General features: G+C 39.7%; 18 protein-coding genes and 2 pseudogenes. 14 read left to right on the top strand and 6 right to left on the bottom strand.

Translation table 11 applies throughout. From position 1 onward, the window contains the following. Positions 1–63 precede the first annotated feature (63 nt). Positions 64–2,334 (bottom strand): hypothetical protein, encoded by a 2,271-nt coding sequence (locus tag HFM85_RS16070; RefSeq protein WP_179976601.1) that lies wholly within the window; start codon positions 2,332–2,334, stop codon positions 64–66. 142 nt (positions 2,335–2,476) lie between these two features. Between HFM85_RS16070 and HFM85_RS10960 the strand changes: the two genes are divergently transcribed. The 11 genes and pseudogenes from HFM85_RS10960 to HFM85_RS10910 all read left to right on the top strand — a co-directional run bounded on the left by HFM85_RS10960 (position 2,477) and on the right by HFM85_RS10910 (position 11,424). Continuing rightward, positions 2,477–2,812, top strand: coding sequence for a hypothetical protein (locus tag HFM85_RS10960; RefSeq protein ID WP_173738176.1), 336 nt, complete (start codon positions 2,477–2,479; stop codon positions 2,810–2,812). Between the two features lie 25 nt (positions 2,813–2,837). Further along, a complete protein-coding gene (locus HFM85_RS10955; RefSeq protein WP_173738175.1) occupies positions 2,838–3,359 on the top strand; it encodes a cysteine hydrolase family protein in 522 nt (173 codons plus the stop codon). 451 nt (positions 3,360–3,810) lie between these two features. After that, on the top strand, positions 3,811–4,290 hold the full coding sequence (locus tag HFM85_RS10950) for a PTS sugar transporter subunit IIA (protein WP_118062224.1): 480 nt from the start codon (positions 3,811–3,813) through the stop codon (positions 4,288–4,290). 113 nt (positions 4,291–4,403) lie between these two features. After that, positions 4,404–5,876, top strand: a complete 1,473-nt coding sequence (locus tag HFM85_RS10945) for a PTS transporter subunit EIIC (protein WP_118515802.1) — start codon at positions 4,404–4,406, stop codon at positions 5,874–5,876. Positions 5,877–6,068: 192 nt separating this feature from the next. Then, positions 6,069–7,169 (top strand): YibE/F family protein, encoded by a 1,101-nt coding sequence (locus tag HFM85_RS10940; RefSeq protein ID WP_173738174.1) that lies wholly within the window; start codon positions 6,069–6,071, stop codon positions 7,167–7,169. After that, positions 7,166–7,912: a YibE/F family protein gene (locus tag HFM85_RS10935; RefSeq protein ID WP_173738173.1), complete on the top strand. Its 747-nt coding sequence runs from the start codon at positions 7,166–7,168 to the stop codon at positions 7,910–7,912. Before HFM85_RS10940 ends, HFM85_RS10935 begins: the two co-directional genes overlap by 4 nt. Positions 7,913–8,112: 200 nt before the next feature. Continuing rightward, positions 8,113–8,265 (top strand): annotated as a pseudogene (locus HFM85_RS10930) (helix-turn-helix domain-containing protein); the annotation flags it as partial. A 99-nt stretch (positions 8,266–8,364) separates the two neighbouring features. Continuing rightward, positions 8,365–8,673 carry a HipA domain-containing protein gene (locus HFM85_RS10925; protein ID WP_330594873.1) on the top strand — a complete coding sequence of 103 codons (309 nt, stop codon included), beginning with the start codon at positions 8,365–8,367 and terminating at the stop codon, positions 8,671–8,673. Between the two features lie 314 nt (positions 8,674–8,987). Continuing rightward, a pseudogene (locus tag HFM85_RS10920) lies at positions 8,988–9,335 on the top strand (TnpV protein). A gap of 202 nt (positions 9,336–9,537) precedes the next feature. After that, positions 9,538–10,668 carry a PDDEXK nuclease domain-containing protein gene (locus HFM85_RS10915; protein ID WP_173738172.1) on the top strand — a complete coding sequence of 377 codons (1,131 nt, stop codon included), beginning with the start codon at positions 9,538–9,540 and terminating at the stop codon, positions 10,666–10,668. 102 nt (positions 10,669–10,770) lie between these two features. Next, positions 10,771–11,424, top strand: a complete 654-nt coding sequence (locus HFM85_RS10910) for a hypothetical protein (RefSeq protein WP_244092508.1) — start codon at positions 10,771–10,773, stop codon at positions 11,422–11,424. Here the strand turns inward: HFM85_RS10910 and HFM85_RS10905 are convergent. From HFM85_RS10905 to HFM85_RS16540, 4 genes are read right to left on the bottom strand one after another with little or no spacing between them, the layout of a single operon-like run. Continuing rightward, complete coding sequence (locus HFM85_RS10905; protein ID WP_330594872.1) at positions 11,371–11,778, bottom strand: DUF3592 domain-containing protein; 408 nt, start codon at positions 11,776–11,778, stop codon at positions 11,371–11,373. The two genes, HFM85_RS10910 and HFM85_RS10905, sit on opposite strands and share 54 nt — an antisense overlap. Next, a complete protein-coding gene (locus HFM85_RS10900; RefSeq protein WP_173738171.1) occupies positions 11,775–12,416 on the bottom strand; it encodes an ABC-2 transporter permease in 642 nt (213 codons plus the stop codon). The genes HFM85_RS10905 and HFM85_RS10900 overlap by 4 nt, the downstream gene beginning before the upstream one ends. Beyond that, entirely contained in the window at positions 12,413–13,270 is an 858-nt protein-coding gene (locus HFM85_RS10895; RefSeq protein WP_173738170.1) for an ABC transporter ATP-binding protein, read from the bottom strand. The genes HFM85_RS10900 and HFM85_RS10895 overlap by 4 nt, the downstream gene beginning before the upstream one ends. A gap of 1 nt (position 13,271) precedes the next feature. Then, entirely contained in the window at positions 13,272–14,042 is a 771-nt protein-coding gene (locus HFM85_RS16540) for a GntR family transcriptional regulator (RefSeq protein ID WP_330596724.1), read from the bottom strand. A gap of 555 nt (positions 14,043–14,597) precedes the next feature. On the opposite strand from HFM85_RS16540, the gene HFM85_RS10885 reads away from it, so the two are divergent. From HFM85_RS10885 to HFM85_RS10875, 3 genes are all read left to right on the top strand, one after another. Beyond that, positions 14,598–15,035: an Hsp20/alpha crystallin family protein gene (locus HFM85_RS10885; RefSeq protein WP_173738169.1), complete on the top strand. Its 438-nt coding sequence runs from the start codon at positions 14,598–14,600 to the stop codon at positions 15,033–15,035. Between the two features lie 309 nt (positions 15,036–15,344). Then, a complete protein-coding gene (locus tag HFM85_RS10880; protein ID WP_173738168.1) occupies positions 15,345–16,307 on the top strand; it encodes a nucleoside hydrolase in 963 nt (320 codons plus the stop codon). Between the two features lie 113 nt (positions 16,308–16,420). Beyond that, the gene (locus HFM85_RS10875) at positions 16,421–17,383 is read left to right on the top strand and encodes a 3'-5' exonuclease (RefSeq protein ID WP_173738167.1); all 963 of its coding nucleotides are present in this window, start codon (positions 16,421–16,423) and stop codon (positions 17,381–17,383) included. On the opposite strand, the gene HFM85_RS10870 is transcribed toward HFM85_RS10875, so the two are convergent. Further along, positions 17,354–18,658 carry a D-alanyl-D-alanine carboxypeptidase family protein gene (locus tag HFM85_RS10870; protein WP_173738166.1) on the bottom strand — a complete coding sequence of 435 codons (1,305 nt, stop codon included), beginning with the start codon at positions 18,656–18,658 and terminating at the stop codon, positions 17,354–17,356. The genes HFM85_RS10875 and HFM85_RS10870 overlap by 30 nt on opposite strands. Positions 18,659–18,969 lie beyond the last annotated feature (311 nt).

Here is an 18,969-nt window from a genome sequence, read left to right as displayed (position 1 = left end):
CTCATATATTACAGTACAATTAATATTGAGGGTGTTTTGTTTATGAATAGTTGTTTGTTTTATTTAAGAAAGAGTTATTTTAGCAAAATTTTCTGTATGAGAAAAGTCGATTTTGTTCACTTTTGCAACATATCCGGTTTCTGTAAGCGGGCACGCTGAGAAATATCGAGTTTCATTACCAATTGTTAATCGGGCGTTAGGATGCATATACGACCAATTTTCTGCATCGTAGTAGCAGTTATGAATATCGTCGAATCCACCGATTAATTTTGCAAAGTCGCAAAGAGCAGCTGGAGAGAGCATGGAATCCCAGTGGTAGGTAGTCCAGTATGGCTCATTTGGAGCTGCCGCTAGATCTAATATTTGTTTTCCGTCGTTTAACAGGTAATTAAACTTCATACGGAGGTATTGGCAAATGGCATCCATCTTTTCAAAAGGAGTCATTTCTTCTGTTGTAACTTTAGAAATAATATCTTTCATCCAGTTTGATTTTGCTGTATTGGAATCTTGTACATGAACAGTTGCTGTTCCGGCAACAGTATAACCATCTAAAGAAGATTCTCTGATTTCTAGTTTGGATGTACCAGATTTTGAAAATTCCCATCCTGTTACATAACCGCCTTCTACTTTCTGTAAACGGGAACTTTCATCACTTTTCAGTAAAAATGTGATGTCATCGTTAAAATCTCTCCAGTTACTTGCTCCGGAATAAGGAGAGCCGTTATCACTGGAAATAGAAATTGTGTCAGGATCAGGATTATCTGTTTTTATGTATACAATTCTGTTGTATCCGGTGTACAGATCTGATACATTTTTATCCAGATAATATAGTTCATATGAGTATTTAGGTTTTCTTGAAAGCTTTTGGCCAGAAGAAATATCGACTTGTTGTATAGCGGTCCAAGGACCTGTGATTTTTTTATTATTCTGAATTTTGTATGTACGGGTGCGAATATAATAGGTGGTGCCTTTTTTTTCATTAAAAGTTATATAAGTATATCCATATCGATATCTGTCATCATCAGCAAGATAGTTATTTGTGTGATCTTCTTTTATATGATATTTTGTTGCGAAATCTTTTTCTTTGCTGATTTGAACTTCACAACCCTCATAAGGATCTGTTATTTCAAAACTATTTGAAAAATAAACAGCAATACCATAAGAACCATAGCTGATTCGTTCTATTTCAGGAAGGGGAAGTGTAGAATCAGTACCTGTACTTGTTATAGTTACATCTCCTTTTCCTTTCTCCTCCATTTTTTGAGTTACCTGTACATTAGCCTGTATAGTTTGATCATAGCGATCTTTAAATGTGATGGTTACATTTCCTGGTTCAGAAGCATAAAAACTATAAAAATCAGAAGAGTATTTCTTATATAGCTGAATAGCATCGGTGTTTGAAATAGTCATTTCTTTAGCAGGAATAGAAGTCTGAATGGTAAAAAATCTTCCTGCATTAACAGACATACTCTCTGAACCTTCAATAAATTTAAAAACTGGTTTAGGGGTTGGAGTAGCGGTAGGTGTTGGTGTATTTGTCGGTACAGGAGTAGCGGTAGGTGTTGGTGTATTTGTCGGTATAGGAGTAGCGGTAGGTGCTGGAGTGTTTGTCGGTATAGGAGTAGCGGTAGGTGCTGGAGTGTTTGTCGGTATAGGAGTAGCGGTAGGTGCTGGAGTGTTTGTCGGTACAGAAGGTGGTGCAATTATAACTTTTTTTCTGGTTCGTCGGCTTTTTATGTGGGACCATATGGAGTAATATTTTTTTCCGTTTGTAATTATATATGTACGGACTTTAGTATAATAAACAGTGTTAAATTTTAATTTTGAGATTGACACTTTTGTTCGATTTTTAACGGTTAGTATTTTAGCATTTTTCATTTTAGAATTTGATGAATACGAAAGCTGATAATAGGTATTGGGGATAGCACTTTTTTTCCATGAAACAGACAATTCTGCGTTCTTTTTAGATGGAGTGATGCTTTGTATTTCTACGGATTTTGGATTAATTGTATAAAATTTGTGAATAGTTCCCCGGTAGGCACCGGTTCCAACAATGGTTAGTTCGTGTTTTCCGACTTTGGAAAAGTCACCTTTATATTTCAGGGCATAATCTTTTCCCTGTTTTAAAACACGATTTTTGTATTTGACGATTACTTTGGGTTTTTGCTTTTTTCCGGTGAATACAGTATTTTCTTTGGAGAGCTGAATATTTTTGCTGCTCAGAGGAAATTTGCTTGCTGCCTGAATGATATTTGTATTTTCAGGAAATATAAGAATTACCATAAGAAAAATACAAAGTAATTGTTTCATCCAGTTTCTTTTTTTGTTTTTCATACGTAGTCACTCCTTTTGTGTAGTTTTTGATTTGCAGGTATAATCAGTATACCACGAAAAACTGAAAATAGACACAACGAAGGAAAGATCTTTCAGGTTATCGAAATATATATTCCTTCCACTTGACATCTTCCGTGAGAGTATGCACAATAAAGGTATCATAGATAAACTGGATGCATGGCCGACATTTTTAAGTATGGATTCATCGGAAGTGATCGTAGAACTAATTGAGAGGTATCCGGAGTTTAGAGCCATGTACGAGCACATATATAATATATGCCGGAATGTGGAAGGAATGATGGAAATGTATTCAGAAGAATTAAAGATTCTCGATCGGAACACAGTGAAGTATATGGTGGATCAGATGCAGGAGCAGATTGATAGTCAGAAGGAACTGATCGACAACCAGAAAGAACAACTTGTAGAGAAAGAAAAAGAAATACAGGAATTAAAACGAAAACTTGCAGAGCGGAAATAAATGATAAAAACAGAGGTGACAGGAAATGAAAAATATTCTTATCGTAGTAGACATGCAAAATGACTTTATTGACGGAGCACTTGGCACAAAAGAGGCTGTTGCCATTGTGCCAAAGGTGGAGGAGAAAATCCGAAATTTTGACGGAGAAGTATTTTTTACAAGGGATACCCATGAAACGTATTATCTGGAAACCCAGGAGGGGAAAAATCTTCCGGTTAAGCACTGTATCCGTGACACAGAAGGCTGGCAGATCCGGAAAGAACTGGATGTTCTCAGGAAGACAGCTCCTGTTGATAAAGAAACCTTCGGCTCCACAGATCTTGCCGGGGAATTGACTATGATCGATGAAGATGAAGGAATTGGAAGTATTACTCTCGTGGGACTTTGCACAGATATCTGTGTGATCTCCAATGCTCTTCTGATCAAGGCATCCCTTCCGGAAGTCCCGATCTGTGTTGATGCCACATGCTGCGCAGGCGTAACACCGGAGAGTCATGAGAATGCACTGAAAGCCATGGAAGCGTGCCAGATTAAGATTATCAGATAAAAATATATCTGACGAAAAATAAATATTTTTTCAAAAAATAAAACTATCCTGAACAAATTGCAAAGTTGAGAAGCTTTGTACCTGGCAGGATAGTTTTATTTGCGTTAAGAGGCTGCGAAAAACATATTGAAATATGGAAGTGATGAACGAACAGGATACGTGGGCAGATGAGATGAGTAAAAAAGAACAGCTGAAATATACAGAATATTCTTGCATAAGATACCACATTAATGTGCGAAAGCTAAATTTTTTTGAAAAATGACAATAAAAATGTGGACAAAACCAAAAATAATGGTTAATATATACACATGCTCAAAAAACCAAATATAAAAATTATGCGAAATATATAATATAAATCCACTATTGATAAAAAATATATAGATATATTTACAAAACAACATCGGGTATATCAATACAGGAAGCAGCGGGGAAATAACGGGAGGGAGATATTATGTTGAAATTTTTTAAAGGAAAAGATAAAGGAAATTTAATTTATGCACCCTGCAGAGGAAGAGTGGTTCCCCTTGCAGAGGTTCCGGACCCGGTCTTTGCAGATAAGGTACTGGGTGACGGTTTTGCCGTGATCCCGGCAGAGGGCAGGATATATGCTCCGGCAGACGGTGAGGTGGCAATGGTATTTGATACTCTTCATGCAGTTACGCTGACAAGCACTCAGGGAGCGGAAATACTGATACATATCGGACTGGATACAGTCACACTTAAGGGTGAACCCTTTAAAGCGCACGTTGCAGCAGGTGACAAGGTTAAAAAGGGTGATCTTCTGATAGAGGCTGATCTGGACAAAATCGAGAAAGCCGGTTTAAATACAATTATCCCGGTTCTGATCTGCAACACAGATGATTACGGAAAGATAAGCCTCCAGAAGGAGGGGGATGTTTCGGCGGATGAAGCCGTCCTCAAGCTTTCATGATCATCTTCATGCAGCTGACAGGCTTATAACAGCCCGGAGATAGTAGTAATTTTCGGGGTGTTATAACCGGAGTGATCCGGTCAAATATATTTATTTTAAGGGAGGGGAAATATATGAAATTTCTTCAAAAACTGGGAAAAGCGTTAATGCTTCCAGTGGCAGTACTGCCAATCTGTGGTATCCTCATGGGTATCGGATACAGGTTATGTCCGGCAACCATGCAGGGTGGAGACATTCACGGCGCAGCCAATCTGATCGGTCTGTTTTTGGTTAAGGCAGGCGGAGCGCTGATCGACAACATGGCGATCCTTTTTGCTATCGGTGTTGGTGTCGGTATGTCAGAAAAGAATGACGGAACCGGCGGAATTGCTGCACTTGCATCCTGGCTGATGCTCACAACACTTCTTTCTACAGGATTTGTTACAACCATCATTCCATCAATCGCTGACAGTGCAACAAAAACTCTTGCATTTGACAAAATTGCGAATCCTTTTATCGGAATCCTTGCCGGTATCATCGGATCTACATGCTATAACAAATTCAAGAGCACCAAGCTTCCTGACTGGCTGTCATTCTTCAGCGGCAAGCGTTGCGTAGCGATCATCGCAGGAGTGGTTTCCATTATCGTATCTGTTGTATTACTGTTTGTATGGCCATTACTTTTCAGCGCACTTGTAGCATTAGGAAAAGCGGTTGCAGGTATGGATGTTGTTGGTGCAGGTATCTATGCATTCCTGAACCGTCTGCTGATCCCTACCGGATTACATCACGCACTGAACAATGTATTCTGGTTTGATACCATTGGACTTGGTGATCTTCAGCGCTTCTGGGCAGGTGAAACCTCTGCAGATGTATCCTGGAGCCTTGGAATGTACATGTCCGGATTCTTCCCATGTATGATGTTTGGTATTCCTGGTGCAGCACTTGCAATGGTTAAATGTGCGAAACCTGCAAAGAAAAAAATCGCGATCGGTCTTGTTGCATCTGCAGCAATCTGTGCATTTATCTGTGGTGTAACTGAGCCGTTCGAGTTTGGATTTATGTTCCTTGCTCCTGGCCTCTATGTGATCTATGCATTACTTTACGGTATCTTTACCATGATCACAGTTGCTCTTGGCTTCCGTGCAGGCTTCAGCTTCTCAGCCGGTGCGATGGATTTACTTTTCTCATCCTCACTTCCGGCAGCACAGAAGACATGGCTCATCCTTCCTCTTGGAATTGCAGCATTCATCGTATTCTATGTTGTATTCCTTTTTGCCATCAAGAAATTTGATCTGAAGACTCCGGGAAGAGAAGACGATGACGATCTTGAGGCAGAGAAGAATATCGAGCTTGCAAATGATGATTATACTGCTATTGCCGCAAAAATCCTTGAAGGCTGTGGCGGAAAAGAGAACATCACAAGTATCGATAACTGCATCACAAGACTGAGACTTGAGGTTAAGGATATTACAGCTGTAAATGATAAAGTGATCAAATCTGCAGGTGTTGCAGGCGTGATCAAACCTGGAAAAACTTCTGTACAGGTTATTATCGGAACCAAGGTTCAGTTTGTTGCAGATGCATTTTCTGAGCTTTGTAAATAATGGCTTTTTTGGAGTCAGGTATTTGTTAAAATAATTATGGGGGCAGCAGAACTGTGAAAACGGTTCTGCTGCTGTTTTTTTGTATACCTTATATTGACCGATACTTTCAAAAAGCGTACAATGTTACTTCGATAAAAAGCAATCGGTCAGTGCGTTTACAATTGCAATATTTCTACAGGGGGAATGAAGTTAATGAAATCCTGCATATTTCACAAAAAATATCTTTTAGCCGGTATATATATTATTTTTGTTCTGTTTACCTGCTGTAATTCCCGATTTTATCATACACCGCTGGCAAAAATATGTTCCGTAACAGAAAAACAGACTCTGAGCAGAGAAGGAACCAGGGGCTCAAAAGAATATTATTATACTCAGAATATTACGGCACGGATATTAAACGGTCCGCATAAAGGGGAAAAAATAACGGTCTCTAATGAATATACATCTTCTCAGGTTCAGACCAAGAAATATCATAAAGGAGACACCGTTCTTTTAAGCGGTTCAAAGGAAAGCCCCGGAAAAACGATACGTTCTGTAAAAAGGGATGGGTATCTGGCATTACTGGCAGGAGGATTATTTTTTCTTCTGATCTGCATTACAGGAAAGCAGGGATTTTACACGATCATATCACTGATACTGAATACAGTCATATTTGCGTATGGATTTCAGGCTTTTACAGAAGGGAAAAATATTTTAAATATCTGTAATGTCATCGCAGTTCTTTTTTCACTGACTACATTGATCTGCTTAAATGGAATTCACAGAAAAACATTTTCCTCAGTTCTTTCAACACTGTGTGTTCTGTTTCTGATCATGGCATTGTTTGAATTTTCTATTTATATGTACGGAGATCTGGATTATTCCAATCTGGAATACCTTGGAAGTACAGGCAATTCAGCAGATATATTCTGGGCAGATATTATGCTGACAGGACTTGGTGCAATTATGGATGTGACGGTGACGATCAGCGCAGCAGTAGGAGAGATCGTGCGGAAAAATCCATCGGTTTCTCTGAAAAGACTGATACATTCCGGTCGTGAAATCGGATATGATATTATGGGAACCATGATAAATGTACTGCTGTTTGTTCTGGCAAGCGGCATGATTCCCATGTTCATACTTAAGATGAATAATGATATAAGCTTTATAACGATCGTGAGATACCACATTCCATATGATATCTGTCGTTTTCTGATAGAAAGTATTGGAATTGTACTGGCAATACCGGTATCTGTTTTTATTGCTTCAGCGATTATGAAAATACCATCACGGAAAAGGGGTGTCAGAGAATGATCATTTTTCTTACATTGATTTTAATTTTTCTGGTGATCTTGATTGGCGGAGAGCGTGGAGCCATGTCAATTATGACACTGGCGGGGAATATTGTAATTTTGTTTTTTTCAATTATGCTGATGTCTGCCGGTTTTCCTGTACTGCTCCTGATATTGGTGGCAGGTGCAGGTGTCTGTTATATTTCTCTGTTTTATCAGAACGGAAATAATCCAAAGACGCGGGCGGCTTTTCTGGCTACACTGCTGGTAATGTTACTTTTGTTTATTCCGATTTATATTATTACATGGAGATCAGGAAGTTACGGGTTAAATGAGCTGCAGATTTCGGAAGACGATTTTATGTATTATTACAGTACGGACCTTCATATTAATATGCTTCATGTAGGAATATTTGTAACTGTTTTCAGTACTCTTGGGGCTGTTATCGATACAGCATTATCTGTAACATCTTCTGTATATGAAGTCTGGACTCATAAAAACAGTCTGACAGCGAAAGAGCTTACAGCTTCCGGCTATCAGGTTGGAAAAGAAATTATCGGTACAACGGTAAATACGCTGCTGTTTGCCTATCTTGGAGGAACTATTTTATTATTTTCATACATTCAGACACAGCAATATACCCTGGAGATCATTCTTAATTCCCAGTTCCTATTCCAGGATGTTGCAGTCATGCTATCTGGTGCGGTAGCCTGCCTTATTACAGTTCCGGTATCGATCAGATGTATTATTAGACAGATCTCATGAAGCATATCTCCACTGCACTGAAGACGGAATCCGTGGTCCCGATACAGATGTTCTTTCCTGTATTCAGCAGATGTGGGCTCTCTTTTATGAAAGCAGTTATTATATTTATGTATTTATGGGAGTGTTTTTACAGGCAGTTCCATTTCTGATCCTGGGAGTCCTTCTATCTTCGGCGCTTCAGACATATGTATCGGAAAAATGGATCGATCAAAAGATTTGAAAGTTCCGGGCAGATTTCGCTGATATCACTTACAAAGATCGCTATGGCACTGGACATAGCAGATGAACTCAGAAATCTTTTTACACAGGTACCTTATAAAGATATTCAGGAGGTCATAAATGAGACAAGATAATACATTGCAGGTATGTTATGACGAAAAGTTTGTAGGAACATTGGCTATGACAGCTGATCATAAGGCTGCATTTCAATATGGCGAAGAATGTGAGAAGATGTGGAAAACATGTTTCGACGAATGTGTTTTAATGTGGCTGCACATAACCGGGACGATCATTCAAAAAATTTCACATATCTATATGATGAATTAAATGACCAGTGGCGTCTGAGCCCGGCGTATGATCTTACTTACAGTAATACCTATTACGGAGAACATACAACAACCGTTGATGGAAATGGGCGAAATCCAGGCAGAAAGGAACTTCTGGCAGTAGGAGTTACAGCAGGTATGAAGAAGGGTAAGTGCGAAGAAATCATAGATACAATTTATGAATGTGTTGGACAGACATTGGGAGAGTATTTATAAGTGTAGCCAGAGAACGAAAAATGTGAAAATGTGAAATGTGTGAAATGTGAAGAAAGTGTGAAATTAGCACTCACCTCTTGATAATGGAAGTCGATTTTTGTCCTGTCTTGTGTATCCCGGAAGTGCCTGTTTTACAGGCTTTCCGGGGCATCAGTCATTTTGTCTGGTATTGTAAAGCAGTGTCAGATTTGTCGTAAATGTCGTAAATTTGTGGTCAAAAAATGATGAGAAATGGAGAGTGCTAATAAAATGAACGCAGGCAGCGAAGCAACTGCGTTCATGAGTAAGTAGCGAAAGCGGATTGCGAATGTCCTATTTATATAACGTATACGAATGTAAATGGATATCTAATCCCGAATCTCACCTATAAATCCGGTGAGCAGATGGAGCAACTTGGCAGGTATGGTTTTCTTCGCAGAGATTATCTGAAGAACCATCGAAATTAAACTTATCAGGTGATGCTTCTGCAGGACACCATTGGAGAGCATCTTCTGGAAGTAGATAAGGCAGTCAGAGAACGGGAAGAGGTAATTCTGAAACAGTTGGAAGAAAAAGAACCACTGCCGGATAAAGAAGCAGATCAAATGGCATGGGTAAGAGCTGCTAATCAGCACAGAGCAATTGCGAAAGAGATTATTCTCAGGAAATTAATTTATGTTTAAATGAAGGTGATAAGGTCGTGGATTGCGACCTCATTATTATATGTGAACATGAAATAGCAGTAGGCAGAATGAAAGAGTTGGGGTAAAATAAGAACATAGATTTTGGAGATTTAAAGAAATCGTTTTGAGGTATCAATCTGGAACTTCAAAATGGAAAAGTTGCGACAGTGTCGCAACAATTATCGAAAAGGAGGTTGCTTTGATGGAAAAAAAACATTCTGAAAAAGAAAAAACAAGTTTGGATTCACCGAGTCCAAAATTAAATAAAAGTATGATTGCTTACCATGAAACAGGAGATTTATTTGCTGATACATGTGAAATCGTGGAGAGTGCACAAAGTATTGCGTATGCGGCTGTCGATACAATTCTGGTTCAAAGGAACTGGTTGTTGGGAAAACGAATTGCTATAGAGTGTCTGAATGAAAATGGAAAAGCGGACTATGGCAAAAAAACTATGGAAAAGCTATCATCAGAATTAAAAGAAAAATATGGCAAAGGCTTTGACTTTAGTAGTCTTTATAAATATGTGAAATTTCATCAGGAATTTCCTCAAATTTTGGACTCACTGCGTCCAAAGTCTGGGCGTCCCTTGTCATGGACGCATTATAGAATTTTGCTTCAGGAAACATCACCAGAGGCACGAGCATGGTATGCAAAAGAGGCACAGGAGCAAGCATGGTCAGTTCGGACTTTGCAACGGAATATTTCTTCACAGTATTATTACCGCATGCTCATGTCTCAAAATACAGAACCTGTAGAAAAAGAAATGAAAGAACTAACAGCTACTTATCAGGCTGATAAGCTGGAATTTATCAAAAATCCAGTAATAGCAGAATTTCTTGGACTATCTTCTAATACAGACTTTACAGAAAGTGAATTGGAGCAGAGAATTATCACGCATATTCAAAAATTTCTCATGGAGTTGGGGAAAGGATATGCATTTGTAGCGAGACAACAGCATATTCGAACTGAAAAAGAAGATTATTACATTGATCTTGTTTTTTACAATTACATTTTGAAGTGTTTTGTATTGATTGATTTAAAAACGTCGAAAATCACACATCAGGATGTGGGACAGATGGATATGTATATTCGTATGTATGATGAAATGAAGCGAAATGAAGGGGATAATCCAACATTAGGCATTATTTTATGTTCTGATACAGACGAAGATATTGCAAAATATTCTATATTGCATGGGCACGAACAATTATTTGCATCTAAATATAAAACTTGCCTTCCATCAGAAGAACAGCTTCGAGAAGAGATTGAAATTCAGAAGAGATTTTATTATCTACAGAAAGAAGAAGACAAAGAAAATAAAGATTTATAAAATATGAGTAGAGAAAGGCGTGAGTCATAGAAATGTGGCTTGCGTCTTTTTCTTTGCCTGAAAGGAAGTGATAAGTTTGAACAAGAAGTTTTGAAGAATTATATGGAAACCAATCCAGAAGGGACAGCACAGACCTATATCTTTCTGGTGGACAATCAGGATATCGCACTTAATATTGTGATGTCAGGTTATCAGGCACTTTGTCTGGTTCAGGAAGATGACGGATATTATTTCAGTGCAGATTCCTTTATAGAAGAAATGAGAGCTATTCAGTTTACTGGAAGTTGCCAGTGTGCCTATCATTATGTGGCTTCCTGTTCAGTGAAGTGGGTAAATGATAAGTTACTGACATTTTTCAAAGACGCTGGTCTTGGTGGAAAAGCAGTCTGGCAGTTGTTCAAAGAGAAAGAGTATCTTGGCAAACTGGATAATCAGAAAGAAGTTGAGAAATTACTGGAACAGTATATTCTTCGGCTTGAGCGAAATCCAAAAGAAGAACCGAAACTGAGCCGTTTTCACTTATTTGATGCAAAAGGGAATGTGAAAGGTGTCCGGGATATGGAGATTGTAGATTACCTGGTGGAGAATGTTCAGTTTTTTGTCGTGGGAATCACACCTTATTATTATGAACACGACGTTTTCCTGGAAGACCATGATGGGGTAAGAATGAAATACCGTATCCAGAAGCTAATCCTACTTATCTTATACAAGATTGAATATAGCCGCTGCAATGCAGATAGCAGCAACGATAAGTGATACAATAATTTGTAAAATGGAAAAACTATACAATTTTTCTGGATTTTGCGTGTCATAACGCACGGTAATGGTTGTTCCAATCTGTGACGCCATTGGTACTTGTATGCAGTTTTGGGACTGATACGTTCTTCCATTCACTTTATACGAAACGGTCGCCCATTTTGAATTACGAAATTTTGAGTTTTCTGGATTTATTGTTTTGAAAGAAATAATCGTACCGACGGTTTGTGCCGTTTTGTTTCCTTTTAAAAAAAATTGAATACAGTTTATCAATCCAAAACACGATGCTATCACAGCAATGACATAAAGAAAAATAGTATCTCTATCCATAGTCTCACCTTCTTTCTTTATCACGCCAAGTCTGCTTTATCGTAAATCTTTATAGACAAAGATGCTGATATTGCTAAAATCGCAAAACCAATAAGGACAATACCGCCATAAACAAGGTATGGGGAAAACATAGAGAGGAAGTTTAAGTTTAGACTTCCTGCTCTCATAAACAGTGGCAGAATAAATGGCGAAGCCATAATAATCACCCCAAAGGCAAACTTTGTTTTTTCATATCCAAACTTATACTGTATTGGCAAATAAATACCAATAAAAACAGATACAATAAGAAACATAAATGCAAACAGCTTTATATCTGATGTTCCTAATCCGGGCATAAACAAGGTTTCAAGTTCAAAAACGATACAACAGATTGCATATATAGCCATGCAAAAAATGTATTTTGATGAAACTATTGCTTTCCGTGAAAATGGTGTGGCACATAGTAATGTCGCAGCTTTTGGAAATTGATACTCTTTTAGGGATACATATTGCAACAGCATGAAAACGCCAAAAATGACAGAAAGAATAAATCCAAAAACTCCCGTAAACTCCGGTGTCCGCCAACGCATGACAGGTGGGATAAGTGCAATAACTACAAGCATAATCAGCACATATTTTTTTACAATCAGAAAATCCTTTTTTAGTAGGGCGAACAACATCATCTTTCACCTCCGATATTTCCAAGCATAATATCCTCAATCGTCGGACGCTCAACCATAATGTTGGGAATATAAGACCGTACTTCGGATATTTGCTTTGTAATTCCTGTAAATCCAAAATCAGTTTCAGATATAGATAAAAAAAGCTTGCGAGCATCAGTTGTTAAAGCTCCGCTATCACCTTTGACTATCCGATATGTGTCAAGCAAGGTATCCTTTTCCTCTCGAAAGACGATACGCCCGTTATCAATCATAATGAGCATATCGGCAATCTTATCAAGGTCAGAGGTGATATGTGTCGAAAAGAAAACACCTTTGCCGCCATTTTCCATGTACTCAGTTAAGATTTTCAAAAGCTGCCCCCTAACTAAAGGATCAAGTCCGCTTGTCGGCTCATCCATAATCAAAAGTTCTGCGTTATGAGAAAGAGCTAAAGCAAGAGCATACTTCATTCTCATACCTTTGGAAAGGCTATTGATTTTTTGCTTCGGGTCAAGCGAAAACATATCCATGTACCGCTTAAAATCCTGTTCAGACCATGAAGTGTACGCAGATGAAATAATTACTTTCATTTCATCCAGCGAAAGTTCTTCGTAAAATCCCCCGCCGTCTAAAACTATACCAATACGGTCTTTGATTTCTCTTTCATTCTTATCCATGTCAAGACCGAAAAACTGAATTTTGCCGGATAGCTTGTTCGTCAGACCTAAAAGCGTCCGCAGCGTTGTTGTTTTACCTGCTCCATTGACACCAATAAAACCTGTGATACACCCCTCTGGCAAAGAGAATGTCACATCTTTCAAAGAAAAATCGCCATACGACTTATTTAAACCGCTGACTGTCAAAATATCGTTCATTTCAATCCTCCTCGTAAAGAATATCCATCATGGAATTAAGTTCTTCCTTACTGATTTTCAGTGATTTTGCTGTTTGTATCATATCCGCCATTTTTTGTTCTACAAGCCGTCGTTTGGAGTCGCGGAGTAATTCAAGATTGCTTGTAGATACAAATGTCCCAATTCCTACTTGACTTACAATAAAGCCCTCCTGTTCTAACTCCTCATATACCCGTCGAATTGTTAAGACGCTCACTTTCAAATCATTAGCAAAAGCTCGAATAGAGGGAAGTGCGTCCCCTTCAACCAATTCTTCTTTTAATATGGCGTCCTTAATCTGGTCTTTTATTTGTTGGTATAAGGGAGTGTCAGAAGTATTTGAGATTAGTATTTTCACAAAGCCTCTCGCCCCTTTCTTTTGATGTGATGTAAATACATATACATTATAAACAATAAGTACATTATTGTCAATATAATACTGAAAACAAACAGATAGAGAGGAATTACAGGATTTTTCTTTACTCTCTTTTGGCAAATGGGGCTTTCCGTTGTAGTAGATAACAAGGGATAAAACTTTCATAGCAAGCATAGGAAATGAGTACCCACTTCCGTATTTTGCCCTGCAAAATTGCTTGTTGGGAAGTGTCCCAAACCCTCGATACGAAAGGAGCGCTTGGATAAAATTAAATATACAGTGAATAAAAGTATTATATGGAATTGCATTGATAATTATTGGTATAATATTGGCTGCCCGGCATTTTATTGTGGCTGGAAATGGTATCGGATATTTCATTTCTGGCATATGTTAATTTTGAGGGTATTTCTAATTTGGATATGTCTAAAATGAATCTGCCGGAAACTGTACCTGCTGTGGTATAAACCATAAGCCGTTGTCGTAAAATGTGGTAAGAAAATCAGACGAATATATTTTTCCAAGAATTTGTCGTAAAAATGTGGTCAAATCAAGAAAATCGAGTGCGAAAGCAAGTGAAAAATCCCTGTGAAGCTGTGAGATACGCCATGCACAGCGCGGGAAAGAATTCCCTCGCTGTAGGGCTGTCGCCCTATATATTTCCATGAAAGGAACCTCCTTTTCAAGCAAGCTTGAAGGAGGTTCCTTTCATGGAAATATGCATGGCTTGTAGCGGTCACAAATTCTTCACAAAAAATTAGCACTCGCCTCTTGACAGTGCTAATAATACGTGTTATAGTACATACAGAACAAAGGAAGAGAGAAAAAAGAAATCTTCCGGAGAAAGTTCTTACAGAATTTTTAGATGTTTTCTGAAACAGTAAATTGAAAATGGTTGCACAGCACGCAGCGAATATAGATCAGGAGGAATGAGTTATGTTAATGCCAAGTATTTTCGGAGAAGATTTATTTGATGATTTTATGGGATATCCAACAGGCCGTCAGGCAGCTTCTAATGCTTATCCTCAGGTAAGGGATATGATGAAGACAGATATCCGTGACGTAGATGGTAATTATGAATTGGAGATCGATCTTCCGGGCTTTAAGAAGGAGGATGTGAAGATCCAGCTGAAGAATGGTTATCTGAACATTCAGGCAACCAGGGAAGAGAAGAAGGACGAGAAGGATGATAAAGGTAAATATGTTCGCAGAGAACGTTATACAGGAACCTGCAACAGAAGCTTTTATGTAGGCTCGAGCATTAAGCATGAAGATATCCATGCGAAATATGAGAACGGAATCCTTCATGTAACCTTCCCGAAGGAAGAGACCAAGAAAGAAGCAGAAGAGAAGAAATTTGTTTCTATTGATTGAGCAGCATTTACTTTGAAGACAATATCCGGAACAACCCAAACGGATAGAATATAACCCCCTTTTTTTTCCACCCCTCTGCCAATGCCCGGCAGAGGGGTTCTTTACGTTTCGGCCTGAAGTACAGAGGTGAATTCTGATTACTGTTTACTGGTAATATTCCGCGAAGCGTGTTGCTGAGAACGGAGTGAACAGTAACGAATTCTGATTAACTTTACACTACATCCTCACTCTGTTATACTTGGAACAGGTAAACAGCGGAAATTCGGCAATACTATAAAATTGGGGAAAAGTTTTTACAGAGGTGAACATATGGGAGATAGAATCAAGGTTATCATGGACTGTGATCCGGGAATTGATGACGGGATTGCGCTGGCATATGCGGCAGCGCATCAGGACGAGCTGGAACTTCTTGCAGTGACAACATTTGCAGGAAATAATACCATTGATAAAGTGACGAAGAATGCACTGGAGCTGGTAGATTTTTACGGACTGAATGTTCCGGTGGCAAGAGGCCAGGAACGTCCTCTTGTGAAAGAGGTACTTCATGCGGAAGAATTTCACGGAGAGACAGGGCTTGGCCATTGTGTGCTGCCGGAAGCAAAATCAGAGGCTGCATCAGACAATGCAGTGCTTTTTATCCGTGAGCTTCTGAACAGACTTCCGGAAGGTGAGCAGGTAGTAATGATTGAAACTGCGCCAATGACTAATCTTGCACTTCTGTTGAAGGTTTTTCCTGAAATAAAGAATAAGATTGGAAAAATTGTATTTATGGGCGGCGCAGCAAAAGGCGGAAACATCACACCGGCAGCAGAATTCAACATTTATGCAGATCCGGAAGCTGCGAAGATCGTATTCGATTCCGGTATCCCACTGGTGATGTGCGGACTGGATGCTACCCTGAAATGCAATCTTACCAGAAACCAGATCATGAAATTATGTCAGTCCGGTGATCCGACAGCCAGAGCCTGTGGAGATATGGCTGGCTATGTACTTGAAAATTCTTCCAAATATCGCTGCGTGGCAAGTATTCACGATGCAGTACCGTTTATGTATCTCCTTCATCCGGAGTTCTTTAAGACAGAAAAAGTGCTCCTGGATGTGGATTGCTCCGATGGTGCCGGACGGGGTGCCACATTATGCGATTTCCGCTGGTGGCTTCACGATGAAGAAAAAATAAAAGATATGATTCTGACAGACGCAGATACAGAGCGCTTTCAGCAGGAGCTGTTCGAAGCGATTTATTCTGTTTCTGAGTGCAGAACCGGGAAATAACCGGGATCAGACCATGAAGTAGCTGCGTTCATAAGATATAGAGGGGCAGAACACAGTGCCTGCTCTTCATAAAGATATCTGTACACACTGTCAGATAAGAGGACAGAAAACCCATGAACTATATTGTATTTGACCTGGAATGGAACCAGAATCCGGACGGAAGAAGACATCCGGACAGCCGGCTCCCTTTTGAGATCATTGAGATCGGGGCAGTAAAATTAAATGAAAAAAGAGAGATCATCGACACCTTCCAGTGCCTGATCAAGCCCAAAGTGTACCACTGGATCCACGACAGCATCCATGAGGTGATCCATGTGGATTATCATGAGCTTGAGAATGGAATCCCGTTTCCAAGAGCTATCCGAAATTTTCTGGAATGGTGCGGAGAGGAGTACCGTTTTTTTACCTGGGGAAATCAGGATGTTATGGAACTTCAGCGGAATATGAAATATTATAATCTTCTGAAACTGATGCCCGGACCGGTACATTATTATGATGTGCAGAAGCTTTTCAGTGTGAAATTCGAAGATGGGATCGCCAGACGTTCTCTGGAATATGCCATTGACTATCTTAATCTTCCAAAGAACCGGGATTTTCACCGGGCACTGGCAGATGCCAGCTATACGGCAAGGATTCTTCTGGAGATTGACGAAGCCTGCATGATCCGTCATCCATCCCTGGATGTATACCAGAATCCGAAGTCAAAAGAGAAAGAAATCTATATTTCCTATACAGATCACGACAAGTTTGTATCCAGGGAATTTGTATCAAAAGAGCGATTAATGAAAGACCGGAATATGATCAGTACAATATGTCCTGTTTGTAAATGTCCTGCAAAGCGAAAGATCCGCTGGTTCAGTACCAATAATTCCAAGGTATATTATTGTCTTGCGCTTTGCCATGAGCATGGCCCTGTTGCAGGAAAGATCCGTATCCGTAAAACAGACGAGGGAAAATATTTCGGAGTAAAAACCCTGAAAGTGAATGATACAGAAGCAGCGGATGAGATCCGCGAAAAACATGAATCTCTCCGCCGCAGGAAACTTTTAAGAAGAGGTCTGGAGAAGCAGGTCTGATACGACATTCCGTTCGTACTGCATTCCCCAGCCAACCAGATGTTTATTATAGTAGTATTTGCTTTTCAGACGCAGCGGGCCGGCAGCATTCTGGAGAACGGCCTGGCGTTTGTTAAGTTTTGATTTCCTGATGCCTTTTGGCAAAGTTACATAAACTTTAGTCTTGTAATAAAACGGATAAGTATTTCCGTTATCTTTAAGGATATATTTGTCACATGGGAGTACCTTAAATGGGACTGGATTCATGGAAACTTTCATATCCACTTTTTCAAAATTTTCAAAACCGTAATTAAAAAGTGAAGCAGTGTCGCTGTAGGCATTTGCAGCAGAAGTAGAATTCAGGATTACAGCAACCAGAGTCATATTTCCGCGTCTGCAGTAGGTGACAAGAGTATTGCCGGAAGCATCTGTGTATCCTGTTTTTCCGCCAAGGACACCCTCGTAGTAGTATTCACCGTTCTTGATCATCTTGTGGTGATTAAGAAGCTGGCGGGCTTCTGCGAATTTATTGGTGGCCGGGATCTCATAATAGCGTCTGGTACAGAACTTACGGTAAAGCGGATTCAGCCAGGCGGATTTTGCAATTCTGGCCATATCAGAAGCTGTGGTGTAATGGTTCTCATCCGGAAGGCCATTCGGATTGTTGAAGTGAGTGTTTTTACACCCAAAAAGCTTTGCACGCCAGTTCATAAGTTCTGTGAATTTTTTTACAGAGCCGGAAACCTGCTCTGCAACTGCTACAGACATTTCGTTTGCAGACTGGAGCATAACAGCCATCAGTGCCTGGTCTCTGGTAAATACTTCACCGGGAGCTGCATAAATGCTGGAATCACCTGCTGATACGCTGGCAGATGCGCTTTCGGAAACAGTGATTTTCTGTTTGTAAGGAATATTTTCACAGGCCAGAAGCGTTGTCAGGATCTTGGTAATGCTGGCAGGATAAAGCTGGGTGTCGGCATTCTTGGAATAAAGAACTGCTTCTGTATTTACATCCATAAGAACTGCTGCCTGTGCTTCGATATTTGGGCCGGTTGGCCAGCCGTCAATGGAGTCGGTATCAGCTGCCTGGTTGTAGTAACTGGAATGGGCAGGTGTGACCTGTGCAGCCTGTCCGCTCTGGCTGTCAGGAACTGGTGTTGCGGTGACAATAGGATCACCGTACTCATCATATCCATAAGCAGCAGCTGCACATGGCTGTGCGCCTGTAATCAGGATTCCCATGCAGAGGATTCCGGCAAAGATCTGGCGCAGAGATCGTTTTTTCGTAATACTCATTTTAATAGACCTTTCAATAATAGTTGTATTTTACCCGTGAGATTCTGTAGTAGTATACCACTTTCCTTCTGGAAAAACTACTTTCAGTCTGTGAAAATTCTATTAAGATAGAATGAACATACATATATAATAAGAGGAAAACCGCTGAAATCCGGCAAAAACACTTGACATATGGAATTTCCCCAACCTATAATATACAGCGTATATGAAAAAGCGAAGACGGAGACAGTAAGTCATATGGAAAGCTTTCAGCGAACCGGGGAGGGTGAGAGCCCGGGGCGAGTAAGTATGATGGAATATCACTCCTGAGC

It is taken from the genome of Blautia schinkii (assembly GCF_013304825.1).
Lineage (GTDB): Bacteria > Bacillota > Clostridia > Lachnospirales > Lachnospiraceae > Blautia_A > Blautia_A schinkii_B.
Note: the sequence above shows the minus strand (reverse complement) of the source record. Positions and strands in the feature narration are given on the sequence as shown.

Coding starts and splice junctions, on each gene's coding strand:
- HFM85_RS10915 (WP_173738172.1), top strand. CDS start 9,538: ATGGAAAAAAAACATTCTGAAAAAGAAAAAACAAGTTTGGATTCACCG.
- HFM85_RS16070 (WP_179976601.1), bottom strand. CDS start 2,334: ATGAAAAACAAAAAAAGAAACTGGATGAAACAATTACTTTGTATTTTT.
- HFM85_RS10935 (WP_173738173.1), top strand. CDS start 7,166: ATGATCATTTTTCTTACATTGATTTTAATTTTTCTGGTGATCTTGATT.
- HFM85_RS10875 (WP_173738167.1), top strand. CDS start 16,421: ATGAACTATATTGTATTTGACCTGGAATGGAACCAGAATCCGGACGGA.
- HFM85_RS10960 (WP_173738176.1), top strand. CDS start 2,477: ATGCACAATAAAGGTATCATAGATAAACTGGATGCATGGCCGACATTT.
- HFM85_RS10880 (WP_173738168.1), top strand. CDS start 15,345: ATGGGAGATAGAATCAAGGTTATCATGGACTGTGATCCGGGAATTGAT.
- HFM85_RS10895 (WP_173738170.1), bottom strand. CDS start 13,270: ATGAACGATATTTTGACAGTCAGCGGTTTAAATAAGTCGTATGGCGAT.
- HFM85_RS10940 (WP_173738174.1), top strand. CDS start 6,069: ATGAAATCCTGCATATTTCACAAAAAATATCTTTTAGCCGGTATATAT.
- HFM85_RS10910 (WP_244092508.1), top strand. CDS start 10,771: ATGGAAACCAATCCAGAAGGGACAGCACAGACCTATATCTTTCTGGTG.
- HFM85_RS16540 (WP_330596724.1), bottom strand. CDS start 14,042: ATGAAATATCCGATACCATTTCCAGCCACAATAAAATGCCGGGCAGCC.
- HFM85_RS10950 (WP_118062224.1), top strand. CDS start 3,811: ATGTTGAAATTTTTTAAAGGAAAAGATAAAGGAAATTTAATTTATGCA.
- HFM85_RS10945 (WP_118515802.1), top strand. CDS start 4,404: ATGAAATTTCTTCAAAAACTGGGAAAAGCGTTAATGCTTCCAGTGGCA.
- HFM85_RS10900 (WP_173738171.1), bottom strand. CDS start 12,416: ATGATGTTGTTCGCCCTACTAAAAAAGGATTTTCTGATTGTAAAAAAA.
- HFM85_RS10955 (WP_173738175.1), top strand. CDS start 2,838: ATGAAAAATATTCTTATCGTAGTAGACATGCAAAATGACTTTATTGAC.
- HFM85_RS10885 (WP_173738169.1), top strand. CDS start 14,598: ATGTTAATGCCAAGTATTTTCGGAGAAGATTTATTTGATGATTTTATG.
- HFM85_RS10870 (WP_173738166.1), bottom strand. CDS start 18,658: ATGAGTATTACGAAAAAACGATCTCTGCGCCAGATCTTTGCCGGAATC.